Consider the following 25,470-nt stretch of genomic DNA (forward strand, 5'->3'; position numbering starts at 1 on the left):
GCACGGTTCCGAAAATTAAACCGGTTTTCGGAAAAGGTCATGCTTAAACAAAATGATTGGCTTTCACGGCGGGCCTTGCGGCCCACCGGGAAATTCAATTCATCAGGCAGCTTCCGCTGCCAGCTTCTTGGCCTTTTCAATCGCTTCTTCAATCGAGCCGACCATATAGAAAGCCGGTTCTGGAAGATGATCGTATTCACCGGCGCAAAGGCCCTTGAAGCCCTTGATGGTGTCTTCGAGCGCAACGAGCTTGCCCGGCGAACCGGTGAAGACTTCAGCCACGAAGAAGGGCTGCGACAGGAAGCGTTCGATCTTACGAGCACGCGCAACAGTCAGCTTGTCGTCTTCCGACAGTTCGTCCATGCCGAGGATGGCGATGATGTCCTGAAGGGCCTTGTAGCGCTGCAGGATCGCCTGAACCTGACGGGCGACAGCGTAGTGCTCTTCACCAACGATCATCGGGTCAAGCATACGCGACGTGGATTCCAGCGGATCCACAGCCGGGTAAATACCCTTTTCAGCGATGGAACGGTTCAGCGTGGTGGTCGCGTCCAGGTGGGCGAACGACGTTGCCGGTGCAGGGTCGGTCAAATCGTCGGCAGGAACGTAAATTGCCTGAACCGAAGTAATCGAACCCTTGGTCGTCGTGGTGATGCGTTCCTGCATCGCGCCCATGTCGGTTGCCAGCGTCGGCTGATAACCCACAGCGGAAGGAATACGGCCGAGAAGAGCCGAGAGTTCCGAACCAGCCTGCGTGAAGCGGAAGATGTTGTCCACGAAGAACAGAACGTCCTGGCCCTTGTCACGGAAGTTTTCAGCAACAGTCAGACCCGACAGGGCAACGCGGGCGCGCGCACCCGGAGGCTCGTTCATCTGACCGTAAACGAGTGCGGCCTTGGAGCCTTCACCGCCACCGGGCTTGTTCACGCCCGATTCGATCATTTCGTGGTAAAGATCGTTACCTTCACGGGTACGTTCACCAACGCCTGCGAATACCGAGTAACCGCCGTGCGCCTTGGCGACGTTGTTGATCAGTTCCATGATGAGAACGGTCTTGCCGACGCCGGCACCGCCGAACAGGCCGATCTTACCACCCTTGGCGTAAGGAGCCAGAAGGTCAACGACCTTGATGCCCGTTACGAGGATTTCAGCTTCGGTCGACTGTTCGATATACTCAGGGGCTTCCTGGTGGATCGCGCGACGGGCTGTGGTCTTGATCGGACCAGCTTCGTCAACCGGCTCGCCGATGACGTTCATGATGCGGCCGAGCGTTTCTTCACCGACCGGAACCATGATCGGGTTGCCGGTGTCGCGCACTTCGTGACCGCGAACCAGACCTTCGGTCGAGTCCATGGCAATGGTGCGAACGGTGTTTTCGCCCAGATGCTGCGCAACTTCGAGAACCAGGCGATTGCCCAGATTGTCGGTTTCCAGAGCGTTGAGGATCAGCGGCAACTGACCATCTTCGAACTGTACGTCGACAACAGCGCCGATGACCTGGGTGATCTTGCCTACTGCACCGGTCGTTGCAGCCTTGGGAGCTGCGGGCGACTTGGCTTGTGTAGCCTTGGCTGGAGCCTTCTTGGCCGCTGCCGGCTTTGCTTCGGCCGCGGCGGTAGTTTTCGGGGTCGCTGCTTTTGCCATCGATCCTTACCTTCCGTTAGCACGGTCCCGAAAAGTTGCAGACTTTCCGGATAAGACCATGCGGTAAACCCTAGAGCGCTTCCGCGCCCGAAATGATTTCGATCAGTTCTTTGGTGATCTGAGCCTGACGCTGACGGTTATACGTGATCGACAGCTTGTTGATCATGTCACCGGCATTACGCGTCGCATTGTCCATCGCGCTCATCTTCGCGCCCATTTCGCCCGCCACATTTTCCAAGAGAGCGCGGAAAATCTGGACCGAAATATTACGTGGGATCAGCGTGCTCAGGATCGCCGCAGGATCAGGTTCGTACTCATAAATCGCATCGCCTGCAGTGTCCGCCTGCGCAACATCGCCAGCCGAGGCCGGAATGATCTGCTGCGCAGTTGGGATCTGTGCAATCACCGATTTGAATTCGGAATAGAACAGGGTGCAGACATCAAATGCGCCTTGTTCGAACAGCTCGATCACCTTGTGGCCGATCTGGTCGGCATGCACAAAAGCGAGCTGCTTGACTTCGCGCAAATTGACGTGGTCGATGATCAGCGCGGCAAACTCGCGACGCAGGATATCCGCGCCCTTCTTGCCGACCGTAATGATCTTGACCGTCTTGCCTTCAGCGAGGAGCTTGCGGGCATGATCGCGCGCCAGGCGTGCGATCTGCGAATTGAAACCGCCGCAAAGGCCGCGTTCCGCGGTGCAGACGACGAGCAGATGCACGTCGTCCTTGCCCGTACCGGCCATCAATGCCGGTGCATCTTCGCCGCTGACATTCTGCGCGATATTCGCGAGAACGGCGCCCATGCGCTGCGAATAAGGCCTTGCGGCTTCCGCGGCTTCCTGGGCACGCCGCAGCTTCGCCGCGGCGACCATCTGCATCGCCTTGGTGATTTTCTGCGTCGCCTTGACCGAGGCGATACGGTTTCTCAGATCCTTTAGTGAAGGCATCCGTTCATCCCGTCACAAAATTCAAGCGAAAGACTTGGCGAACGCGTCGACCGCTGCCTTGAGCTTTGCTTTGATGTTGTCGGTGAGCGCCTTTTCGTCGCGAATCGCATCCAGCACGTCCTTGTGCTCGGTGCGCAGCGAAGAAAGAAGACCTGCTTCGAACTTGCCAACCTGGTTGACGGCGATCTTGTCGAGATAACCATTCACGCCGGCATAAATCACGGCAACCTGTTCTTCCGTCTTGAGCGGCGAGAATTGCGGCTGCTTGAGAAGCTCGGTCAGACGAGCGCCACGGTTCAGCAAACGCTGGGTCGAGGCATCGAGATCCGAACCGAACTGCGCAAAGGCGGCCATTTCACGATACTGGGCAAGCTCACCCTTGATCGAACCGGCAACCTGCTTCATGGCCTTGATCTGAGCCGAAGAACCAACGCGTGAAACCGAGAGACCGACGTTAACAGCCGGACGGATACCCTGATAGAACAGGTTGGTTTCGAGGAAGATCTGGCCGTCGGTGATCGAGATCACGTTGGTCGGAATGAAGGCGGAAACGTCATTGCCCTGCGTTTCGATGACCGGCAGAGCCGTCAGCGAGCCAGCGCCGTTTTCGTCGTTGAGCTTTGCAGCGCGTTCGAGAAGACGGGAGTGCAGGTAGAAAACGTCGCCCGGATAAGCTTCACGGCCCGGAGGACGGCGAAGCAGAAGCGACATCTGACGGTAAGCAACGGCCTGCTTGGACAGATCGTCGTAACCGATGAGGGCGTGCTGACCGTTGTCGCGGAAGTATTCGCCCATCGCGCAGCCTGCGAACGGAGCAAGGTACTGCATCGGAGCCGGATCGGAAGCCGTCGCGGCGATAACGATGGAATATTCGAGAGCGCCGCGTTCTTCGAGAACCTTGACGAACTGAGCAACAGTCGAACGCTTCTGGCCGATAGCAACGTAAACGCAATAAAGCTTTTCGCTGTCCGGGCCGTTGTCGTGAATCGGCTTCTGGTTCAGGAAGGTGTCGAGAATGATGGCGGTCTTGCCGGTCTGACGGTCACCGATCACCAGCTCGCGCTGGCCACGGCCAACCGGGATCAGGGCGTCAACAGCCTTGAGGCCGGTCGACATCGGCTCGTGAACCGACTTGCGCGGGATGATGCCAGGCGCCTTGACGTCGACGCGGCGGCGTTCCTTGGCCTTGATCGGGCCCTTGCCGTCGATCGGATTGCCGAGAGCGTCGACGACGCGGCCGAGCAGTTCCGGACCGACAGGAACATCAACGATGGCGCCGGTACGCTTGACGACATCGCCTTCCTTGATGTCGCGGTCGGCACCGAAGATAACGACGCCGACATTGTCGCTTTCAAGGTTCAGCGCCATGCCGCGAATGCCACCGGGGAATTCGACCATTTCACCGGCCTGAACATTGTCCAGACCATAGACGCGGGCGATACCGTCGCCAACGGACAGAACCTGACCGACCTCGGAGACCTCAGCCTCCTTGCCGAAGTTCTTGATTTGCTCTTTCAGGATAGCGGAAATTTCCGCGGCGCGGATGTCCATCAGCCGACCTCTTTCAGTGCAAGCTTGAGAGAAGAAAGTTTAGTGCGAAGGGACGTGTCGATCTGACGCGAACCCATCTTGACGATAAGACCGCCGAGGATCGACGGATCGACGGTGACATTGATCGTCACGTCCTTGCCGGCCACGCCCTTCAGCGTTGCCTTCAATTCGTTCTGCTGCGCGGCACTCAGTTCGTGCGCGGAGATGACATCGGCGGAGACTTCGCCGCGATGCTCGGCAGCAACCTTGCGGAAAGCGGCAATGATGCCCGGCAGGGCGAAGAGGCGGCGGTTCCGCGCGACGACGCGCAGGAAATTTCCGACCAGACCCTTGATGCCCGCCTTGTCGGCGAGAGAGCCGATGGCGTGAAGCTGATCTTCCGAGGAAAATACCGGACTGGAGATCAGTCGCTTGAGGTCTTCGCTTCCGCTCAGAAGCGCCTCGAAACGGTCAAGATCTTTTTCCACAGCTGCAACGGATTTCGCGTCGAGCGCGAGCTCGAAAAGAGATCCGGCGTAACGCTGTGCGACACCTGAAATGAGCGAAGACGTTTCAGCCACGAACAACCTGCTCTCTACGTTGAAACCATCCTTTTGGGGTCCAATCTTGCTCAGGACGCCAAGCCGATGATTTTATTGAATGTTTCCGGAAAACCACTGACGCGCGAGCACATCAACACCGAAATGTGATTGCCGTCTAGCATAGACGAACAGGACTCGCAACACGCGAATCCGGCACTTTTGTGTAAGATTTGCCGCCTTTCGCGGTCAAAAAAGTCGCATCTGCTCAGGCAATGCTGCTTTCCGTTACATGAGCTGCACGCGTGACGTGCAAAACCGCCCGCTTCCGGTCAGGAAATGAAGCCGAATGCGTAGAGCAGAGGTCCCGCTGCCAGCACGAATTCGACAAGCGCCGCCAGGCTGCCATAGAAGCGCCCGCCGCTCGGTCCGCCCTTGCGTCCGCCGGCATCCGACATCATCGAAATAAAGCGCCCGAACAGCGCAAATCCCCATACCGCCCCCAGCACGACCCAGAGGAATGGCTGGGCAAAGATGAGGCACCCGAACCCCACGCCAAGATAGGGGCCGGCAAGCGTCGCGCGGATGGAACCGTAGCCTTCGGGACGGCCATTGATCGGCTGGAGGCGCAAGAGCTTCAGGGTTATGCCGGGCGCAAAAAGCATGACAAGACCGGCCAGCGCCGTCACGGCCGCAGAGCCCCAGGCAAGCCATTCTCCGGTCGTGGCAGGAAGATAGAATTCCATCGCATTTCCCCTTTCGGCACCCTCGTCGCTTCAGGCCATATAGCGGAATTTGGCACCACGTTCCATCCTGTGTAGCCTGTTCGGATTCTGGCAATGCCGCGCCGAAAATAGTGGCTTTGGGGAACCGGAGCGGAGCGTACTTGAAGTACGTGGGCACCGGAAGCGCACAAAGATGCTATTTGCAGGGTGGCAGAGCCTGAATATCAACAGCCTACAGGAAGCTTTGCGGATCTATATCCACCTGCACCCTGATGGAGCCCTTTTCCTTCGGTCCGTTGGCGAGCAAGGCGCGGATAAACCCCTGAATATCGGCGCGTTTTGTCCCATGCACCAGAATGCGGAAGCGGTGGCGTCCGCGCATCAGCGCCAGCGGCGCTTCGGCAGGCCCGAGCACGGAAATCTCACGCGAGGAAGGTGCGGCGCGGCGTAGCGCCCGCGCATGATTTTCAGCGTCCGGGCGATTGTCGGCGGAGATGATCAGGGCCGCAAGCCGCCCGAAAGGCGGTAGCGCGCTGCGCTCGCGTTCCTCTATCTCGCGGGCATAGAATGCATCGGCGTCGCCGCTGACGATTGCCCGCATCACCGGATGATCGGGCTGGTAGGTCTGGAGCAGCCCGAGACTCTTGCGGCCGGTTCGCCCCGCGCGTCCCGTCACCTGATTGAGCAGCTGAAAGGTGCGTTCAGCCGCGCGCGGATCTCCATTGGCAAGCCCCAGATCGGCATCCACGACGCCCACCAGCGTCATGTTGGGAAAATTGTGCCCCTTGGCGACAAGCTGCGTGCCGATGACGATATCCGCTTCGCCTTTTGCGATAGCGTCGAGTTCCAGCCGCAGCCGCTTCACGCCGCCCGCCATATCAGACGAAAGAACTATGATTCGCGCCTTATCGAAGGTCGCCGCCACTTCCTCGGCGATGCGCTCCACGCCGGGGCCGCAGGCGACCAGATGATCGAGCGTGCCGCATTCGGGACAGGCTTCCGGCACAGGCTCGTGATAGCCGCACTGATGGCACATGAGCTGCCCGCGAAAGCGGTGCTCCACCAGCCAGCTTGAACATTGGGGACACTGGAAGCGATGGCCGCAGACGCGACACAGCGTCAGGGGCGCATAGCCGCGCCGGTTGAGGAACAGAAGCGCCTGTTCGCCGCGTTCCACCGTCTTGCCGACAGCTTCGGTCAATGCGGGCGACAGAAACCGGCCCGGCGGCGGCGGCGAACGCCGCATGTCGATGGTCTTCAGATCGGGAAGCGCGGCTTCCGCATAGCGTCCGTAAAGCTTGATTCGCTTGTAACGCCCCTGCTCCGCATTGACCTGGCTTTCGATGGACGGTGTGGCCGATGCCAGCACCACCGGAAAGCCGCTGATATGGCCGCGCACCACCGCCATGTCGCGCGCATTGTAGAAAACCCGGTCTTCCTGTTTGTAAGCCGGGTCATGTTCTTCGTCGACGACGATCAGCCCCAGTTCCTTGAACGGCAGGAAAAGCGCCGACCGCGCCCCTGCCACGACCCGCACCGTGCCTTCCGCTATCTGCCGCCAGACCCGCTCGCGGGTGCGCGGCGCAAGATCGGAATGCCATTCGGCGGGCTTTGCCCCGAACCGGTCATGGAACCGGTCGAGAAACTGCTGCGTCAGCGCGATTTCGGGCAGGAGAATCAGCACCTGCCTGCCCTGCTCGATCGCCTTGGCGACCGCTTCGAAGTAAACTTCCGTTTTTCCCGAGCCGGTCACGCCGTCGAGCAGCGAAACCGAAAAACCGCCGGCTTCGACCGCTTCCGACAGCATTTCGGCTGCGGCCTGCTGGTCTTCCGAAAGCGTGGCCCGCGCATAGTCGATATCGGGCCTTGCCACCACGGCTGGCGGCGGCAGCATGACTTCCTCGAAAACGCCTTGCGCCTTCAGACCGTCGACGACCGTCATCGAGACGCCCGCCGCATGGGCAAGGCCGGATCTGGTCCAGGCAAGCCCGTCGCGGGCAAGCTCCATCACCCGCGCCCGGGCGTCCGTCATGCGTTCCGGCTCACCGCCGCGATAGCGTAGCCCCGGCACCGATGGCTCGGGATCAAAGGCGGCAGGCACGCGCAGGACCATGCGCGCCACCATGCCGGGCGGCGACAGCGTGTAGTCGGCTGCCCAGCGCATGAAACGCAGCATATCGCCGCCAACCGGCGGACAATCGAAAACCTCCGAAATTTCCCGCAATTTTCTGGCATCGACCGCATCAGTTTCGCCCTCGCAGACGATTCCCGCCACCTCACGAGGTCCAAGCGGCACGCGCACGATCGATCCGGGCTGGACGTTCATGCCCGGCGGAACCATATAAGAATAAGGCCGCTCCGCGGGCATGGGCACAAGCACGGGAACTACCCGTGGCGCGAGCTCCGGAAACAGACTGGAAATATCGTGCGAATCTTTCGACATGATCGCGTGACCTTGGCGCGGCTTTGCGCTAAAGAAAAGCCACCTTCCAGGAATTAAATGGTTTTAGATTCCTCAAATCCACCCGCGCTCATTATGGAGGAACGCTGTTATGAAGTTTTTCGTGGACACTGCGGACGTCAAGGAAATCCGCGAGCTCAACGACCTCGGTCTGCTCGATGGCGTGACCACCAATCCATCCCTGATCGCAAAGTCGGGCCGCGACATCCTCGAAGTCACCAAGGAAATCTGCGGCATCGTCCAGGGCCCGGTTTCAGCCGAAGTCACCGCCACCGACTATGACGGCATGATCAAGGAAGCAGCCGTTCTGGCCAAGATTGCCGACAATATCTGCATCAAGCTGCCGCTGACGCTCGACGGCCTCAAGGCCTGCAAGAAGCTGACGTCGGAAGGTCACAAGACCAATGTGACGCTGTGCTTCTCGGCAAATCAGGCATTGCTCGCCGCAAAGGCGGGCGCGACCTACATCTCGCCCTTCATCGGCCGCATCGACGACATGGGCATCAATGGCATGGAACTGATCGCCGAAATCCGCACGATCTATGACAACTACGATTTCCGCACGGAAATCCTTGCTGCCTCGATCCGCACGGTCAACCATGTCAAGGAAGCAGCGCTCATCGGCGCTGACGTCGCGACCGTCCCGCCGGCAACGCTGAAGGCGCTCGTCAAGCATCCGCTGACCGACAAGGGCCTCGAAGCCTTCCTCGCCGACTGGGCGAAGACCGGCCAGAAGATCGTCTGATCGGCGATTTGCACAACTGTGTGAAAGCGGGCCATCGGCCCGCTTTTTTCATTCCAGCACGGTTTCCCCGTCCTGCTTGCTTACCCGGATCGGCCGCGCGCCGCATTGCTCGGCAATGGCGCTTGCAAGGATGGCGGAATGGGTCACCACCCATATCTGGCTGCTCTCGGATGCCTTGGCAATCATGCGGGCAAGCGAAGGAAGCATGTCGGGATGCAGGCTCGCCTCCGGCTCATTGAGCGCGATCAGCGGCGGCAGGCGATAGGAAAGCAGCGCCCCGGCGAGCGCCAGCAGGCGGATTTGCCCGTCCGATAGTTCTCCGGGCCGGAATATTCGTTGCGGAAAGGCGGGAAAGTTCAGGCCGAAACTGGCTGTTTCGCCTGGTTCCGGAACATCCAACGCCGCTCCCTCCAGAGCCTCGCCTATCAGCCGGTCGAGATCGACCGTATCCTGACGAATATGGGCGAGCGTCGCGAAAACCGCAGCAAGATTGCCGCCATCCTCATCGAGCATGGCGGCGGTCGCGGCAATAGCAGGCTGACGCGTCGGCGCATCCCGGTCGCTTCTGAAGCCATGATAAAAGCGCCAGCTTCGCATCTGCGCGGCAAGATCGCCGATCTCGGGATAGTGACCGGACTGCCCAAGCACCGCCAGCGCGCTTTCCGAACTCAGCAGGCGTGACGGATGCTCCATGCGCCGCCCCTCGCCGTCGCGCGCAAAAACGGCGGGACCGCGCCGGTCCATCAGATCGACCGGACGGCGCCCCGTATCGAGGCTGAGCGTCTCTTCCTTGATCTGTGGTTCAAAACGAAAGGCGCCCGAAACCGGCGGCGGCAATCCCGCCTCGACACTATAGGCAAGTCGCGATGCCAGCCTTTCATCCTCGAAATGGGCTTCCAGAATGATGCGCGCCGGTTCGCTCTTGCGGCGGCTCCCGCCCCACATGGCCGATTGCATTCCGCCTTCACGCACGATTTCCGTTGAAAAATTACCCACGGCGGCAGCCTTCACCAGTTGCAGGGCGCGATAGAGATTGGATTTTCCGGCACCATTTTCGCCGACAAAAACCGTTACCTGCCCGAGATCGAAGCGGACGGAGCGCAAGGAACGATAGCCTTTGGCGGAAAATGAGACGAGACGCATGGTTTGATCAGCCCATCAATGAAAAGGCGGTGTGAAATCCACACCGCCTTTATAGCCGACCGTCATTTTGAGGCCAGCTTATTCCCACTTCATCTCGCCCTTGATCACCTTTGCGCCGAGCTCCAGGCTGCTTTCGCCGCCGAGACCCGGATAGCGCTTCTTCATCGCAGCAATCAGTTCGCCGCTATCCTTTGCTTTTGCTGCTTCCTCATCGAAAGCCGCGATATAATCGCGCGTGAACCTGATCGCCGAAACATCCGTTGGTGAACCGGGGGCCATGTGCGCCGGAACGACAATGGCAGGATTGCGCGCAGCGATGGCATCAAGATTTCTGATCCATGCCTCGCGCTGGGCCAGATCGGGCGTATCGGCAAGCCACACGTGTTGGCCCGCCGTTATCAGAACGCCGCCGAAAACCGCCTTCAGCGAAGGCACCCAGAGGTAACGCCTGTTCTTCATGCCTTCGGCGGGAACGATTTCGATCTCATTGCCCTCAAGCTTGAGCGTCTTCACATCAGAAGCTTCGGGTATCACGACATCCGACAGTGTCTGCGGGCCGTTGTCCTTGAGCTGCGGCCCCCAGACTTTCAGCTTGTTATCGATATTGCCTTTGATCGCCTCGACCGTTTCCGGCGCCGCGATGATGCGCGCATCGGGGAAAGCGGCTTTGATCGGGCCAAGGCTGAAATAGTAATCCGGGTCGCTCTGGCTGACATAGATCGTGGTCAGTTTCTTGCCCGTTTCGCTGATCTTTTCGGCGACCGCCTTGCCGTCCGAAAGCGTGAAGCCGCCATCGAGCAGGATCGCCTCCTTGTCTCCGGTCAAAAGGACAGGCGTGCGCAGAAAGCCGTTCTCATCCGCCTGAAAATACTGCCATTGCAACGGTGCCGTATTTTCCTGCGCTGTCGCGTGGCCCATAACTGCCAACCCGGCCAAAACCGCAAGACCTATCACCTTGGAAAACCGCTTCATCCAACTACTCCTGTACTGACTGGTTTGAGCCAGCGGGCGCATCATGCGCTCGCAGGAGCATTGAGGTTGCCAATCACGTCATGAAAAACAAGGAGACACATCAATGTTGGCAAGGCACAGCAATGTTACCTTGCTGATTTCACTGCAGTTTTTGCGATACGTAAAAACAAAAAAAGCGGCGCCTTGCGGCACCGCCTTTCAATGCCGGATCAAGACCCGATCAAAGCTTCGACAATTTTTGCGCAAGAGCGAGGAAGACCTGTTCGGCCAGTTCTTCCGCGGCGCGCTTGCGCGCATCGCGCTCGGCGCGCAGGTTCGCAAATTCCTGACGCGGGCGGTCGAAGGAAGCGCCCACCGTGCGAGTGCCGGCGGCAAGCGGCTTGCCGTCCTTGTCACGCAGCACAAAATTCGACGTAGCCTTGACAATACCGGACGATGGACGGCCAGTGCGGTCCGTCCGGTCGCCAATGTCCACGCTCACCGCCGCAAGCGTATAGCTGCTCAGGCCAAGGCCAAGCCGATAGGTCGGATTGGCCGGCTCGCCGGCACCGCCGCCGAGCAGGAAGATCAGGCGATTGCGGACCTGCTGCTGGAACACATCGCCAGCCGGATCGATCGCCACCGAAGCAAGCTTGGTGCGCATGTCCGGCGTCACGCTGCCGCCTATCGCCCCGCCTGCGCCGGACGAATAAAGCGGCTGCACCGTGCATCCAGCCATCAGAACCGCAGCCCCCAATGCGAAAAACGCAACGCGGAAGGCTTTGATTGCGGAGAAAAAGCGGTCAGGCAACGACATTGACGATCCTTTGCGGCACCACGATAACCTTCTTCGGCGAGCCTCCATTGAGCGCAGCCTTGACGAAGTCAAGTTCGAGCACCGCCTGCTGGATGCTAGATTGATCAGCGTCGCGGGCGATTGTCAAATCCCCACGCTTCTTGCCGTTGATCTGAACCGGCAGAACGACCTCGTTTTCCACCACCAAAGCCGGATCGAAGATCGGCCAGGCGCTGCGGGCAACCAGCGTTTCGCGGCCGGCAATCTTGCCGCCCAGCACCGAGAGGCACTGTTCGGCCAGATGCGGCATCATCGGCGCCAGCATCAGGATGAGCTTTTCCGTGGCGTCACGGACGGCGCTCTTCAACGCGTCATCCGCATTGCCAGCGGCAACCTGCTGCAAGGGTCCTGCCACCGTGTTGACCAGCTCGTAAAGACGGGCAACGCCACGGTTGAAGGCGAGCTTCTCGATATCGTCGCCGACAGCCTTGACCGCCTTGTGCGCGGCCTTGGAAACGACGAGGGCTTCGCCCTGCGTCCCGGTCTTGGGCGCAACGTCCTTCAGCGCGTCCGCAGCCTCCGAGATCAGACGCCACACGCGCTGCACGAAGCGATGAGCGCCTTCGGCACCGGCTTCCGTCCAGATCACGTCCCGCTCGGGCGGCGAATCGGACAGCATGAACCAGCGCGCCGTGTCGGCACCGTAGGAAGCAATGATGTCATCCGGATCGACAACGTTCTTCTTCGACTTCGACATCTTCTCGATGGAACCGATTTCCACCGGCTCGCCCGTCGAAAGCAGGGTCGCCACGCGCTTGCCATCGCTTTCCTCAATGCGAATGTCGGCAGGCGCCACCCACTGGCCATTGGCCTTGTAGGTTTCATGCACGACCATGCCCTGCGTGAACAGGCCCTTGAACGGCTCGTCGATGCCGACATGACCGGCGACCTTCATCGCGCGGGTGAAGAACCGCGAATAGAGCAGATGCAGGATCGCGTGTTCGATGCCGCCGATATACTGGTCGACCGGCAGCCAGCGATCGGCAGCCTTGCGATCCGTGGGCTCATTTTCCCACGGGGCGGTGAAGCGCGCATAGTACCAGGACGAATCGACGAACGTGTCCATCGTATCGGTCTCGCGGCGTGCATCGCCGCCGCATTTCGGGCACTTCACATGACGCCATGTCGCATGACGGTCGAGCGGATTACCCGGACGGTCGAACTCGACATCATCGGGCAGCTTGACCGGCAGGTCGGCGCGCGGCACAGGATTGACGCCGCAAGCCTCGCAATGGATCATCGGGATCGGGCAGCCCCAATAGCGCTGGCGGGAAATGCCCCAGTCGCGCAGGCGGAACTGAACCTTGCGCGCTGCCTGCGGATGATTGCCGAGCGTGGTCTTTTCCAGACGATTGGCGACCTCATTGAAGGCTGCTTCCGGCGTCATGCCGTCGAGGAAGCGCGAATTGATCATCACGCCGTCATCCGTATAGGCCGTGTCGCCAATGCTGAACGTCGCCGCATCCTCGCCCTTCGGCAGAACGACAGGCGTAACCTTCAGCTTGTACTTGTTGGCGAAATCCAGGTCGCGCTGATCGTGCGCCGGACAGCCGAACACAGCGCCCGTGCCATATTCCATCAGGACGAAATTGGCGACATAGACCGGCAGTTCCCAGTTCTCGTCGAACGGGTGCCTTACCTTCACGCCGGTATCGAAGCCCTTCTTCTCGGCTGTTTCCAGCGCCGCCAGCGAGGTGCCATGATGGTGGCATTCATCGATGAAGCCCGCAAGCGCAGCATTGCCTTCGGCCAGCTTCTTCGCCAGAGGGTGATCGGCGGAAATCGCAACGAAAGCTGCACCGAACAGCGTATCCGGGCGGGTCGTATAGACTTCAACTTCGGAGAAACCTTCCGGCGCGGTCTTGCCGTCGAGCGCGAAGCGAACCTGCAAGCCTTCCGACTTGCCGATCCAGTTGCGCTGCATCAGGCGGACCTTTTCCGGCCACTGGTCCAGCGTATCGAGACCGGCCAGCAATTCCTCGCTGAAATCGGTGATCTTGAAGAACCATTGCGTCAGTTCGCGCTGTTCGACCAGCGCACCCGAACGCCAGCCGCGACCGTCCACCACCTGCTCATTGGCAAGCACGGTGTTGTCGACAGGGTCCCAGTTGACCTTGGAGGTCTTGCGCGTCACCAGACCCTTTTCAAAAAGGTCGATGAACAGCATCTGCTGGCGATGATAATATTCCACGTCGCAGGTCGCGAACTCGCGCGACCAGTCGAGCGAAAGCCCCATCGATTTCAGCTGGCTGCGCATGGTGGCAATGTTCTGATAGGTCCATTCCTTCGGATGAACCTTGTTCTGCATTGCAGCATTTTCCGCAGGCATGCCGAACGCGTCCCATCCCATCGGATGAAGCACGTTGAAACCTTTGGCGCGCTTGTAACGGGCAACAACATCACCCATCGCATAGTTGCGTACATGGCCCATATGGATGCGCCCCGACGGATAGGGGAACATCTCGAGCACATAATATTTCTCGCGGCTGTCGCCATTGTCGGTTTCGAAGGTCCGGTCTTCTTCCCAGACTTTCTGCCAATGAGCTTCCGCCACGCGCGGATTATAACGTTCGGCTGCCATGACCGTATTTACTCGTACGAAGGTGATGCAATAAGGAGAGTCGATATTTAATGGCGACCTTCACCACGTATTGGCGAAAGCGTCAACCTTTTGCGGATGAAAAGCCTGAAAGCGAGAGTTTCATGTCAGATATCGTAGCGAACCTGAACACGGTCAAGGCCGCAATCGCCAATGCCGAAAAGGAAGCACAGCGCGATAAAGGCTCCGTTACGCTTGTCGCGGTGTCGAAGACTTTCGACGCGGATGCCATCCGCCCGGCCCTTGATGCAGGCCAGCGCGTCTTCGGCGAAAACCGCGTGCAGGAAGCGCAAGGCAAATGGCCGCAGTTGCGCGAGAATTATTCCGGCATCGAGCTGCATCTCATCGGCCCGCTGCAATCCAACAAAGCCGCCGATGCCGTCGCCCTTTTCGATGTCATCGAAACCGTCGACCGCGAAAAGATCGCCGCCGCCCTGGCCGCTGAAATCAAGAAGCAGGATAAGACGCCGAAGCTCTATGTTCAGGTGAACACCGGGCTGGAAGAACAGAAGGCCGGCATTGCGCCCAGGGAAGCCGTTGCCTTTGTGGAGCGCTGCCGCAAGGAACATGGCCTCGCAATCGAGGGTCTGATGTGCATCCCGCCTGCGGAGGAGAATCCCGGTCCGCATTTCGCGCTTCTGGAAAAGCTCGCCCGCGAGGCGCAGGTCGAAAAGCTTTCGATGGGCATGTCGGGCGATTATGAAACCGCCATCAGCTTCGGCGCGACGTCCGTGCGGGTCGGCTCGGCCATCTTCGGCGGGCGGAGCTATACCAACCCCGCCTGATTCCTATGCTCAGCACCTATATTAGTGCAGGACGATCTCGCCCTGCACATTCCTCCAGTCCGAGGGGCCGAGCAGCCGGAAATGCGTATAGCTGACCGAATGCAGCGGCCCGTCGATTTCCCGATTCCAGAATTCGATGAAATGATTGAGCACCGGAAAATCGGGCGCAAGATCATAATCCTGCCAGACGAATAGCTGAAGCAGATGCGGATGATCGGGCAGGTGATAGAAAACTTTCGCCGTCGTCAGGCCATAACCGGCGAGTTGGAGTTCAAAGGCGGACTTTGCGTTCAAAGCGGACGTCGTCATGGCGATTTCCCCTTTTTGTGAAGAGCCTTATTGCAAGGCTCCTGATTAGAAGATAATCACTCCAAATGGTTTTTAAACTGTAAAAACAATACATTAGCAACAGTCCGCAATGAGTGCTGCCAGTCGCCCTTCCCGGCGATGCGTCATTGTGGATCATGGACGCGCCGATTGTCTAATTTACCTTGCCCGCAATGGAAGGTAGACAGGGCACCCGAGGGTCCTGCTTTCACGGCGGGCCGTCTCATCCGGCGGGAGGTGCCGGGCAGTTTTGGGTGCATTATGCGAGCGGGATGGCTGTCTGGTTCGCGGAATGCTGAAGGAGGAAATCATGTCGGAAAAGCTTTACCCGGTTCTTGCCGAGGCAAAGAGAAACACGCTCATCGACAACGCAACCTATCTCGAATGGTATCAGGAGAGCGTGAGCGATCCGGACGGCTTCTGGGCAAAGCACGGACGGCGCATCGACTGGTTCAAGCCCTTCACCAAGGTCAAGAACACCAGCTTCGAGGGCGACGTCTCCATCAAGTGGTATGAGGACGGCGTCACCAACATTTCCTATAACTGCATCGACCGCCACCTCAAGAGCCGCGGCGATCAGGTCGCCATCATCTGGGAAGGCGATAATCCCTATATCGACAAGAAGATCACCTATCGCGAGCTTCACGAAAACGTCTGCCGCCTGGCCAATGTGCTGAAGAAGCACGGCGTCAAGAAGGGCGACCGCGTCACCATCTACCTGCCGATGATCCCGGAAGCGGCCTATGCGATGCTGGCCTGTGCGCGCATCGGCGCGGTGCACTCGGTCGTCTTCGCCGGTTTCTCGCCGGAGGCGCTTGCCGGCCGTATCGTCGACTGTGAATCCACCTTCGTCATCACCGCCGATGAAGGCGTGCGCGGCGGCAAGCCGGTGCCGCTGAAGGAAAACACCGATACCGCCATCGACATCGCCGCCAAGCAGTATGTGATGGTCAACAAGGTTCTCACCGTGCGCCGCACCGGGGGCAAGGTGAGCTGGGGACCGGGCCGTGATCTCTGGTACCATCAGGAAGTCGCAAGCGTCGAACCGACCTGCGACCCGGAACCTATGAATGCGGAAGACCCGCTCTTCATCCTCTACACGTCCGGCTCCACCGGCAAGCCGAAGGGCGTACTGCACACCACGGCCGGCTATCTCGTCTATGCATCGATGACACATCAATATGTCTTCGACTATCACGACGGCGACATCTACTGGTGCACGGCGGATGTGGGCTGGGTGACGGGCCATTCCTATATCGTCTACGGTCCGCTTGCCAACGGCGCGACGACGCTCATGTTCGAAGGCGTGCCCAACTTCCCCGATCAGGGACGTTTCTGGGAAGTCATCGACAAGCATCACGTCAACATCTTCTATACCGCGCCGACGGCCATCCGCGCCCTGATGGGCGCCGGCGATGAATTCGTCACCCGTTCGTCGCGCTCGACGCTACGCCTGCTCGGCTCGGTCGGCGAGCCGATCAACCCGGAAGCCTGGGAATGGTATTACAACGTGGTTGGCGACCAGCGCTCCCCGATTGTGGATACGTGGTGGCAGACGGAAACCGGCGGCATTCTCATCACCCCGCTGCCAGGCGCAACGGACCTGAAGCCCGGCTCGGCAACGCGTCCGTTCTTCGGCATCAAGCCGCAACTGGTCGATAATGAGGGCGCGGTCGTCGAGGGTGCTGCAGACGGCAACCTCTGCATCATCGATTCATGGCCGGGCCAGATGCGCACGCTTTACGGCGACCACAAGCGCTTCATCGATGCCTACTTCTCGACCTATAAGGGCAAGTACTTCACCGGCGACGGCTGCCGTCGCGACGAGGACGGTTACTACTGGATCACCGGCCGCGTCGATGACGTCTTGAACATTTCCGGTCACCGTCTCGGCACGGCGGAAATCGAATCGGCGCTCGTCTCGCATCACTCGGTTTCGGAAGCCGCCGTCGTGGGCTATCCGCATCCGATCAAGGGACAGGGCATCTACTGCTATGTCACGCTGATGACCGGCGAGACCGTCCATGACGAAGACGCCCTGCGCAAGGAGTTGACCCAGCACGTGCGCAAGGAAATCGGCCCCATCGCGACACCAGACAAGATCCAGTTCGCGCCGGGCCTGCCGAAAACCCGCTCGGGCAAGATCATGCGCCGTATCCTGCGCAAGATCGCCGAAGACGAATTCAGCGCACTGGGCGACACCTCGACGCTGGCCGATCCGGGCGTCGTGGACGACCTGATCGAAAATCGCCAGAACAAGAAATGACAGAAAGCCCCGGGAAACCGGGGCTTAGAGTCTGACCGAAAAAAAGTTGGGTGATTTCAGTTAGTTGTGATTCAAATGTGGTTTACGAAGCCACACTGGCGATCGCGATGGCTTGGACTGAAATCACACGCAAACAACATACCCGAAGCGGTCAACGTTATGCAAGCGATCTTAGTGATACGGAGTGGGCGCTGATTGCCCCTATTTACCAGCGCCAAGACACATTGGCCGTCTTCCTCAGGAATCACAATTATGGGTATGGGGGAGGCTTGCTTTTCTCCAGAGCTTTAAGTGATGATCAATTGTCGAGTCATTGCTGGGACTAATTTATGTATTTCTGCTTTGTAGACGAGAGCGGTACGGCGCCATCCAAACCCAACCTAAACAAGCCATACTTCACATTAGGCGCGGTGATTATAAACTGCGCCGACTGGCCAATTCTTCACAAGAATGTACACGGCTTTCGTGTTCAAAACAAAATTCACGGCGAGTTAAAATGGCGATATTTTTCGCCACATAACTCCGACAAAGGAAATCCACTACTTGGCAAGGATGCGGGGGAAAGGAAAGCCTTAAGCAGACAGTTCAACCAGCTGCTTTGCAAAGCACCAATTACAATCATCGCTTCCATAACTGATGTTGACGCAGCATTCCAATACAACAGCGTAAACGGACAACAAGACCTTTATCACTTCGCTTACAAGCCGATTACTGAAAGGTTTCAGTACTTCCTTCAGGAAAAGAAAGATCTTGGAATCGTTGTCGCTGACCACAGGAGCCACGACAATGACCGCATGTTTCGCGCTCATCACCAAACCCTTGTAGGGTCAAATGGCAAAACGATCTCTAAATACGACCGTTTGATAGAGGGTCTTTTCTTGCAAGACTCATGCATGTCCATTGGCATTCAAGTTGCAGATTATGTGGCAGGAGCAATCCATCGTGCTTATGCGGTGGGAGACGGCGAGTATGCCGCACAATTGAAGAAAAAGATAAGAAATCGCGACGGGAAGTTTGTGGGATACGGGTTGATCCACCACCCCAACGGTACATTTGATCCCAAGAAGGCCACAAAAAAAGACGCCGGGTGAGGCCGTAGCCTCAGCGCCTATGAATGTCAGGCTCCCGAGCGTGATTTATATATAGCACACAGGAATCCTGATTTCCAGAAATTCAGAAAGTTTCTATCCAAAAATCGAATTTTTTTATCCTAATGGCATATCATTTAGAGCCAAACCCCGCTTCGGCGGGTTTTTTCATTACTGAGCCTCGGTTTGCGCCGGGACTTTTTAGCAACACCGCCTGAGAAGGCAGGCAAAAGCGCAAAAGAGCGCGATTTGCAGGCCAGCAGGGCGGCAATATCCCAAACTTTTCAGAAGTCGATCGACCTACCCTTGATCTCCCAATCGCCGAAGCGTGCAGGGTCTTTCCCGCCGCGACCGCCGATCTCGCGGGGCGCTTCGTTTGCCTTTTCGGCCGCGCGGCGCGCTTCGGCTTCCTTCAAGGCGCGCTGAGCCGCAGGCGGCAGGTCTTCGAACGTGCGCTTGTCCACGTTTTCCGGGCTTTCGGTTGCGTCGGTTTTCTCGCTCATCGGTCACGTTCCTGTTGGCTGCGTCAGCTCCCATTATTGAAGCGAAGCCTGTTCATACCCATCATATAGGCAGAAAGGCTTGCCGTGCAAAACCCTTGCGAGGGCGCACGGCTCAAGATTTGGAGACCGCCACGGATGAATATGACGAAAACTGCCATGCTGATCGCCCTCATGACGGTCATGTTCATGAGCATCGGCTATTTGCTGGGCGGCGGGGGCGGCATGATGATCGCGCTTGTGATCGCCGTCGCCATGAACCTGTTCGGTTACTGGAATTCCGACAAAATGGTGCTGCGCATGTACAATGCGCAGGAAGTGGATGAGCGCAGCGCACCCGACTATTACCGCATGGTGAGCGGCCTTGCCGCCAATGCGGGCCTTCCCATGCCGAAGGTCTACATCATTCATGAGGACCAGCCCAATGCCTTCGCCACGGGTCGCAACCCCGAAAACGCCGCCGTTGCCGCGACGACCGGCCTCCTCAACCGGCTTTCACCGGAAGAAGTAGCGGGCGCGATGGCGCATGAGCTGGCGCACGTGCAAAACCGCGACACGCTGACCATGACCATCGTCGCAACGCTTGCCGGTGCCATATCCATGCTCGGCAATTTCGCCTTCTTCCTGGGCGGTAACCGTGAAAACGGCAACGGCATCATGGGCGTCGTCGGCACGATCCTTGCCATGATCGTCGCGCCCTTCGCCGCCATGATCGTGCAGATGGCGGTGAGCCGCACCCGCGAATATGCCGCCGACAGGCGCGGCGCGGAAATCTGCGGCAATCCGCTGTGGCTCTCCTCGGCGCTGGGCAAGATTGCACGCAGCGCCAAAATCATCCCGAACGAGGAAGCCGAACACAATCCGGCAACCGCGCATATGTTCATCATCAATCCACTGAGCGGGCGCGGCGCGGACAATCTTTTCTCGACCCACCCGGATACCGACAATCGCATTGCCGCCCTTGAACAGATGGCTGCTGAAATGGGCATCCGCTCTGGCGGAATGGCACCGCGTGCCGCTGCCCCTTCCCAAAGCACCGGTCCATGGGGTAATGCAGGCGGAGATAACGGTGACGATCCCGGTTATCGGGGATATCGTGGACCGTGGTCTTGAAAATCATCTAATAAAAGCAGAACAGCGTGAACGATAAAAAACCCGCGCCGAAGCGTGGAAATAAGAAGCCGCAAACCAACAACAGCGCCGCAGACCTGCGCCCCGGTCTGGCGGCGCGTTTGTGTGCGGCACGCCTTCTGGGCGCGGTGATCGAAAAGAACACTTCGCTCGACGGCCTGACCGACAATACCAACGGTCATCCGCAATATCTGGCGCTGGAGCCGCGCGACCGTGCGCTGGTTCGCGCCATTCTGGGTTCTGCGCTGCGCAATCGCGGCAGCATCGAGCGCGCCATCAACAAGCGGCTCGACCGGCCCTTGCCGGAAAATGCGGTGGCGTTGAAGCATCTTCTGCATGTCGCCATCGCGCAGATTTTCTATCTCGACCTGCCCGACCATTCGGCGGTCGATCTGGCAGTGGAAGCGGCGAACAATGACCCGCGCAACCGCAAATATGCCGGTCTTGTCAATGCGCTGCTGCGCAGGCTGTCGCGCAACAAGGAACGCGCACTCGCCCACACGCTTGAACCGGAAACCAACGTGCCGGAGTGGTTTGCTAAAAGCATCACCGACGCCTATGGCGCTGAAAAGGCCGCGACCATTCTCGCGATGCACGCCTATGAGCCGCCGATCGATTTCACGGTGAAGGGCGATGCGAAGGCATGGGCCGAAAAGCTGGGTGGCGTGGCGCTGCCCAACGGTTCGGTGCGCCTGCAAACGGTCGAAGGCAATCTCACCGACCTGCCCGGCTTTGCCGAAGGCGACTGGTGGGTGCAGGATGTGGCGGCAAGCCTGCCTGCCCGCCTGATGGGCGATATCAAGGGCAAACGGGTTGCAGACCTCTGCGCCGCGCCGGGCGGCAAGACGGCGCAGCTTGTGCTTCAAGGCGCGGATGTGACCGCGCTCGACCTTTCCGAAAACAGACTCAAGCGGCTTAACGGCAATCTGGAACGTCTCGGTTTCAAGGCGAAGACCGTCGCCACCAATCTGATGGATTTCCAGCCGGACGAACTGTTTGACGCCGTGCTTCTGGATGCGCCCTGCTCCTCCACCGGTACGGTGCGCCGTCACCCGGACGTGCCGTGGACCAAGACGCCGCAGGACATTGCAAAGCTTGCCGAACTTCAGGGCAAGCTTCTGGCGCACGCGGCCACTCTGGTCAAACCCGGCGGTGTGATCGTCTTTTCCAATTGCTCGCTCCACCCGCTTGAAGGCGAGGAAATGGCGCGCAAGGCGGCAGAAAATCCGCTGCTGGAACCCTATCCGATCACAGAGCGGAATTGTCCCGGCCTGAACGGGCTTGTGACGTCAGAAGGCTTTTTGCGGTCCACTCCGGCAGACCTGCCGCCCGACCGTTTCGACGGCAATCCGCACATGGCTGGCATGGACGGCTTCTTCGCCGCTCGCTTCAGGCGCGTATAAAACCGCTAAACAAGTGTTTTCACATACCGGGCGCATTTCCGTCCAGTATGGTTAACACTCGATTCACCATTCTATAGAATTCTATAAAGGCACGAATCCGAAAGACGTGCCCTGCAAAGGATCAGGCCGAACATTGGCCGCAGGATAATGACAAACGATACGGAGAAAGACCGGGTGGCAGTCGCTCTCAGCGAAACCCCGCACCTGTGGGGACTGGCCGTTGCACAGGCGTGGCGCAAGTTCAGCCGCCGCCTTCGCATGGGGCCGCTTTATCGCTGGCGCTTCACCGGCTTTACCCCCGACCGTATCCTGATCGCACCGCCCGACCTGCGCGTCGCTGACCCGCAACTGGCGCAGGAATTCTATCACGGTCGCTTTGCGCTCGCCGGACGTCTTGTCGAAACCGGCGGACTGTCGCCTTTCGCCGTCGAACCACCCACCCCAGAATGGGAAGCGGCACTTCAGAGTTTCGGCTGGCTGCGGCATCTCAAAAGCGCCAACAGCGAACTGGCGACCGCCAATGCGCGCGCGCTCGTCGATGACTGGATGCGCATGTTCGGCAGGCGCATCGGCGGTCTTGCCTGGTCGCCTGAAGTCACCGCCCAGCGCATCATTGCCTGGCTGCAGCATTCCAATCTCATTCTGTCGGGCGCGGAACTTCCCGCCTATCGCAAGTTCATGCGTTCGCTCGCCATGCAGGTGCGTTATCTTCGCACCGTCGCTGCCGCCATGGATGACGGCGAGGAACGCTTGCGCGCCCGCATCGCTCTTGCCTTTGCAGCGCTTGCCCTGCCCGTTTCGCCACCGACAGCCCGCGCCGCGCGGCGCAATCTGGAATATGAGCTGAAACGCCAGATCCTGCCCGATGGCGGGCATATCTCGCGCAATCCCGTTACGGTGCTGGAACTTCTGGCCGATCTTCTGCCGCTCCGCCAGACCTATGCCAACGGCACGGAATCACCGCCCAAGGCGCTGATCGAAGCCGTCGAGCGCATGCTGCCCGCGCTGCGCTTCTTCCGTCATCAGGATGGCAGCCTTGCGCTTTTCAACGGCGTCGGTCCCACCATGCCGGAACGCATCATCTCGGTTCTGCGGCATGATGAGACCGCGGGATCGCCGCTGACCCATGCGCCTTATTCCGGTTATGAACGGCTCTCGATGGGCTCGACCACGATCATCGCCGATACCGGACTGCCCCCGCCGGTCACCGCATCGCGGGACGCCCATGCCGGCTGCCTCGCCTTTGAAATGTCCTCCGGACGCCAGCGCTATATCGTCAATTCCGGCATCGACCGTTTCGGCCCGCCGGAATTTCGTCCATTGGGCCGTTCGACGGCTGCGCATTCCACCGCCACCATCAATGACACGTCCTCGTGCCGTTTCAGCCTCAATGCGGGTCTTTCCAACATGATCGGCACGCCGATCATTGCCGGCCCCACCCGCGTGCAGCGCGACCGGATCGAGGAAATGGGACGGCAAGGCTTCGTCGCCAGCCATGACGGCTATGCGCGCCTGTTCGGCATCTATCACGAACGCCGCCTTGTGCTGTCGCATAATGGCAGCGTCATCCAGGGCGCCGACCGTTTCTATCGCGGCGATGGCCGTCCGCTGAAGGCAAACGGACGCGACAATATTGCGGTGCGCTTCCATCTGCATCCCTCGGTCGATATTTCCTTCGATGAGAACGGGTTGATCGTCCTGTCGGCAGACCGCGACGACACCTGGGTCTTTTCCTGCTTTGAAGTTGCGCCGCAGCTGGAGGATTCGATCTTCTTTGCGGGCTTCCGCGGCCCCGTGACGTCGAAGCAGATCGTGCTGTCTTTCCCGGCGTCCGAATTGCCGGAAGTGAACTGGCAGTTCAGCCGCGTCGCACTCGGCAGTTACGTATAATAGCAGGGCGCTAAGATGCTAACGCTATCCAAGCCCTGAAAATGCTCAATCGCCGCACGGGCTTAACCAAGTCCCGATGCGTCAAACTCAACGAGACTTGGTATAAAGTTCAAATTGGTCTTTTGCGGTAGGATTCTTGGCGCGCCTGTGTTACGGCGAGCCGTCCACTTTCCTGAACGCATCCGTTTCAGCAACGAAGAGACCAACTCCCTATGGCTGTCAGCTCCAAGCATATTCCCGCTCCCGATCTTCATCGGGTGCGCCGCGCCCTCCTTTCCGTTTCCGACAAGACCGGCCTGATCGATTTCGCCAGGGCGCTTCATGCGCAAGGCGTCGAAATCCTCTCGACCGGCGGCACCGCCAAGTCGATTGCCGCAGAAGGCATTCCAGTGAAGGACGTGTCCGAAGTCACCGGCTTCCCGGAAATCATGGACGGGCGCGTCAAGACGCTGCATCCGGCAGTCCATGGTGGCCTGCTCGCCGTGCGCAATGACCCGGAACACGTCGCGGCCATGGAAGCACACGGCATTGGCGGCATCGATCTTGCCGTCATCAATCTCTATCCGTTCGAGGAAGTCCGCTTCAAGGGCGGCGACTACGACACCACCGTCGAAAACATCGACATTGGCGGCCCGGCGATGATCCGCGCTTCGGCCAAGAACCATGCCTATGTCGCAACGGTCGTCGATCCTGCCGACTATGCCGACGTGGTGGCAGAACTGGAAAAGCATGCCGGTTCCCTGCCGCTTGCCTTCCGCAAGAAGCTTGCCGCCAAGGCATTTTCGCGCACCGCTGCCTATGATGCAGCCATTTCCAACTGGTTTGCCGAAGCGATCGAGGAAGAAACCCCGGTATATCGCTCGGTCGCCGGCAAGCTGCATTCCGTGATGCGCTACGGTGAAAATCCGCACCAGACGGCAGGCTTTTACCTGACGGGCGAAAAACGCCCCGGCGTCGCCACCGCGACCCAGCTTCAGGGCAAGCAGCTTTCCTACAACAACATCAACGACACCGATGCGGCTTTCGAGCTGGTGGCGGAGTTCGATCCGGCCCGCACCGCAGCCGTCGCCATCATCAAGCACGCCAATCCGTGCGGCGTCGCGGAAGCCTCCACGATCAAGGAAGCCTATCTCAAGGCGCTCGCCTGCGATCCGGTTTCGGCCTTTGGCGGCATCGTTGCGCTCAACAAGACGCTCGACGAAGAAGCAGCCGAAGAGATCGTGAAAATCTTCACCGAAGTCATCATTGCACCGGATGCCACCGAAGGTGCACAGGCCATCGTCGCAGCCAAGAAGAACCTGCGCCTGCTCGTGACCGGCGGTCTGCCGGACCCGCGCGCCAAGGGCATAGCCGCCAAGACGGTTGCCGGTGGCCTGCTGGTCCAGTCGCGCGACAATGGCGTCGTCGACGATCTCGACCTTAAAGTCGTTACCAAGCGTACCCCGACCGAAGCCGAGCTGAACGATCTGAAATTCGCCTTCCGCGTCGGCAAGCACGTGAAGTCGAACGCCATCGTCTATGTGAAGGACGGCGCGACGGTCGGCATAGGCGCAGGCCAGATGAGCCGCGTGGATTCGGCTCGCATCGCAGCCCGCAAGGCCGAAGATGCAGCCGAAGCAGCCGGTCTTGCAGAGCCGCTCACCAAGGGCTGCGTTGTCGCCTCCGATGCGTTCTTCCCGTTTGCAGACGGTCTGCTGTCCGCCGTTCAGGCCGGTGCAACCGCCGTCATCCAGCCGGGCGGCTCCATGCGCGACGACGAAGTGATTGCCGCTGCCGACGAACATGGCATTGCCATGGTCATGACGGGAATGCGCCACTTCCGGCACTAACATTTTATAGAATAAGCATTTATCGGGGCCCCGGAACCAACCGTTCCGGGGCTTTCGTTTACGTTGAGTTTCACATTGTTTCGTTTACATTCGTTTTGAACAGATCAGG

General features: G+C 59.2%; 20 protein-coding genes and 1 pseudogene. 9 read left to right on the top strand and 12 right to left on the bottom strand.

The window, feature by feature from the left end; genetic code table 11:
- Window positions 1-102 precede the first annotated feature (102 nt).
- The 6 genes from atpD to J9800_RS20630 all read right to left on the bottom strand — a co-directional run bounded on the left by atpD (window position 103) and on the right by J9800_RS20630 (window position 7,830).
- Window positions 103-1,644 (bottom strand): F0F1 ATP synthase subunit beta, encoded by a 1,542-nt coding sequence (gene atpD / locus J9800_RS20605; RefSeq protein WP_112591278.1) that lies wholly within the window; start codon window positions 1,642-1,644, stop codon window positions 103-105.
- A gap of 70 nt (window positions 1,645-1,714) precedes the next feature.
- Window positions 1,715-2,593 (bottom strand): F0F1 ATP synthase subunit gamma, encoded by an 879-nt coding sequence (locus tag J9800_RS20610; protein WP_112591276.1) that lies wholly within the window; start codon window positions 2,591-2,593, stop codon window positions 1,715-1,717.
- A gap of 21 nt (window positions 2,594-2,614) precedes the next feature.
- Window positions 2,615-4,144, bottom strand: a complete 1,530-nt coding sequence (atpA, locus tag J9800_RS20615) for a F0F1 ATP synthase subunit alpha (protein WP_112591274.1) — start codon at window positions 4,142-4,144, stop codon at window positions 2,615-2,617.
- Window positions 4,144-4,704: a F0F1 ATP synthase subunit delta gene (locus J9800_RS20620; protein ID WP_114216998.1), complete on the bottom strand. Its 561-nt coding sequence runs from the start codon at window positions 4,702-4,704 to the stop codon at window positions 4,144-4,146. The genes atpA and J9800_RS20620 overlap by 1 nt, the downstream gene beginning before the upstream one ends.
- Before the next feature lie 290 nt (window positions 4,705-4,994).
- Window positions 4,995-5,408: an AGROH133_08824 family phage infection protein gene (locus J9800_RS20625; protein ID WP_114216939.1), complete on the bottom strand. Its 414-nt coding sequence runs from the start codon at window positions 5,406-5,408 to the stop codon at window positions 4,995-4,997.
- Window positions 5,409-5,619: 211 nt separating this feature from the next.
- Window positions 5,620-7,830 carry a primosomal protein N' gene (locus tag J9800_RS20630; RefSeq protein WP_114216940.1) on the bottom strand — a complete coding sequence of 737 codons (2,211 nt, stop codon included), beginning with the start codon at window positions 7,828-7,830 and terminating at the stop codon, window positions 5,620-5,622.
- A 109-nt stretch (window positions 7,831-7,939) separates the two neighbouring features.
- On the opposite strand from J9800_RS20630, the gene fsa reads away from it, so the two are divergent.
- Window positions 7,940-8,593 carry a fructose-6-phosphate aldolase gene (fsa, locus tag J9800_RS20635; protein WP_112591268.1) on the top strand — a complete coding sequence of 218 codons (654 nt, stop codon included), beginning with the start codon at window positions 7,940-7,942 and terminating at the stop codon, window positions 8,591-8,593.
- Between the two features lie 48 nt (window positions 8,594-8,641).
- Here the strand turns inward: fsa and J9800_RS20640 are convergent, their stop codons facing one another.
- The 4 genes from J9800_RS20640 to leuS all read right to left on the bottom strand — a co-directional run bounded on the left by J9800_RS20640 (window position 8,642) and on the right by leuS (window position 14,124).
- Window positions 8,642-9,736, bottom strand: coding sequence for an AAA family ATPase (locus J9800_RS20640; RefSeq protein ID WP_114216941.1), 1,095 nt, complete (start codon window positions 9,734-9,736; stop codon window positions 8,642-8,644).
- 78 nt (window positions 9,737-9,814) lie between these two features.
- The gene (locus J9800_RS20645; RefSeq protein WP_114216942.1) at window positions 9,815-10,708 is read right to left on the bottom strand and encodes an MBL fold metallo-hydrolase; all 894 of its coding nucleotides are present in this window, start codon (window positions 10,706-10,708) and stop codon (window positions 9,815-9,817) included.
- Window positions 10,709-10,928: 220 nt separating this feature from the next.
- Window positions 10,929-11,504 carry an LPS assembly lipoprotein LptE gene (gene lptE / locus J9800_RS20650; RefSeq protein ID WP_112591262.1) on the bottom strand — a complete coding sequence of 192 codons (576 nt, stop codon included), beginning with the start codon at window positions 11,502-11,504 and terminating at the stop codon, window positions 10,929-10,931.
- Window positions 11,491-14,124, bottom strand: a complete 2,634-nt coding sequence (leuS, locus tag J9800_RS20655) for a leucine--tRNA ligase (protein ID WP_114216943.1) — start codon at window positions 14,122-14,124, stop codon at window positions 11,491-11,493. The genes lptE and leuS overlap by 14 nt, the downstream gene beginning before the upstream one ends.
- A gap of 122 nt (window positions 14,125-14,246) precedes the next feature.
- On the opposite strand from leuS, the gene J9800_RS20660 reads away from it, so the two are divergent.
- Window positions 14,247-14,927 carry a YggS family pyridoxal phosphate-dependent enzyme gene (locus tag J9800_RS20660; protein ID WP_114216999.1) on the top strand — a complete coding sequence of 227 codons (681 nt, stop codon included), beginning with the start codon at window positions 14,247-14,249 and terminating at the stop codon, window positions 14,925-14,927.
- Between the two features lie 21 nt (window positions 14,928-14,948).
- On the opposite strand, the gene J9800_RS20665 is transcribed toward J9800_RS20660, so the two are convergent.
- Window positions 14,949-15,236: an usg protein gene (locus tag J9800_RS20665; protein ID WP_006471250.1), complete on the bottom strand. Its 288-nt coding sequence runs from the start codon at window positions 15,234-15,236 to the stop codon at window positions 14,949-14,951.
- 328 nt (window positions 15,237-15,564) lie between these two features.
- Here J9800_RS20665 and acs point away from each other — a divergent pair, with 328 nt between their 5' ends.
- From acs to J9800_RS20680, 3 genes and pseudogenes are all read left to right on the top strand, one after another.
- A complete protein-coding gene (gene acs, locus J9800_RS20670) occupies window positions 15,565-17,520 on the top strand; it encodes an acetate--CoA ligase (protein ID WP_114217000.1) in 1,956 nt (651 codons plus the stop codon).
- A gap of 107 nt (window positions 17,521-17,627) precedes the next feature.
- Window positions 17,628-17,720, top strand: a pseudogene (locus tag J9800_RS20675) (IS5/IS1182 family transposase); the annotation flags it as partial.
- Window positions 17,721-17,849: 129 nt separating this feature from the next.
- Window positions 17,850-18,611 (top strand): DUF3800 domain-containing protein, encoded by a 762-nt coding sequence (locus tag J9800_RS20680; protein WP_114216944.1) that lies wholly within the window; start codon window positions 17,850-17,852, stop codon window positions 18,609-18,611.
- A 281-nt stretch (window positions 18,612-18,892) separates the two neighbouring features.
- On the opposite strand, the gene J9800_RS20685 is transcribed toward J9800_RS20680, so the two are convergent.
- A complete protein-coding gene (locus J9800_RS20685; protein ID WP_114216945.1) occupies window positions 18,893-19,111 on the bottom strand; it encodes a DUF1674 domain-containing protein in 219 nt (72 codons plus the stop codon).
- A gap of 135 nt (window positions 19,112-19,246) precedes the next feature.
- On the opposite strand from J9800_RS20685, the gene htpX reads away from it, so the two are divergent.
- From htpX to purH, 4 genes are all read left to right on the top strand, one after another.
- Window positions 19,247-20,221 carry a zinc metalloprotease HtpX gene (htpX, locus tag J9800_RS20690; RefSeq protein WP_114216946.1) on the top strand — a complete coding sequence of 325 codons (975 nt, stop codon included), beginning with the start codon at window positions 19,247-19,249 and terminating at the stop codon, window positions 20,219-20,221.
- Window positions 20,222-20,247: 26 nt separating this feature from the next.
- A complete protein-coding gene (locus J9800_RS20695; RefSeq protein WP_114216947.1) occupies window positions 20,248-21,642 on the top strand; it encodes an RsmB/NOP family class I SAM-dependent RNA methyltransferase in 1,395 nt (464 codons plus the stop codon).
- Between the two features lie 147 nt (window positions 21,643-21,789).
- A complete protein-coding gene (locus J9800_RS20700; protein ID WP_114216948.1) occupies window positions 21,790-23,532 on the top strand; it encodes a heparinase II/III family protein in 1,743 nt (580 codons plus the stop codon).
- Window positions 23,533-23,744: 212 nt separating this feature from the next.
- On the top strand, window positions 23,745-25,361 hold the full coding sequence (gene purH, locus J9800_RS20705; RefSeq protein ID WP_114216949.1) for a bifunctional phosphoribosylaminoimidazolecarboxamide formyltransferase/IMP cyclohydrolase: 1,617 nt from the start codon (window positions 23,745-23,747) through the stop codon (window positions 25,359-25,361).
- Window positions 25,362-25,470: the final 109 nt, after the last annotated feature.

Origin of the sequence: Ochrobactrum sp. AP1BH01-1, from assembly GCF_018066705.1 — a bacterium.
Classification (GTDB): Bacteria; Pseudomonadota; Alphaproteobacteria; order Rhizobiales; family Rhizobiaceae; genus Brucella.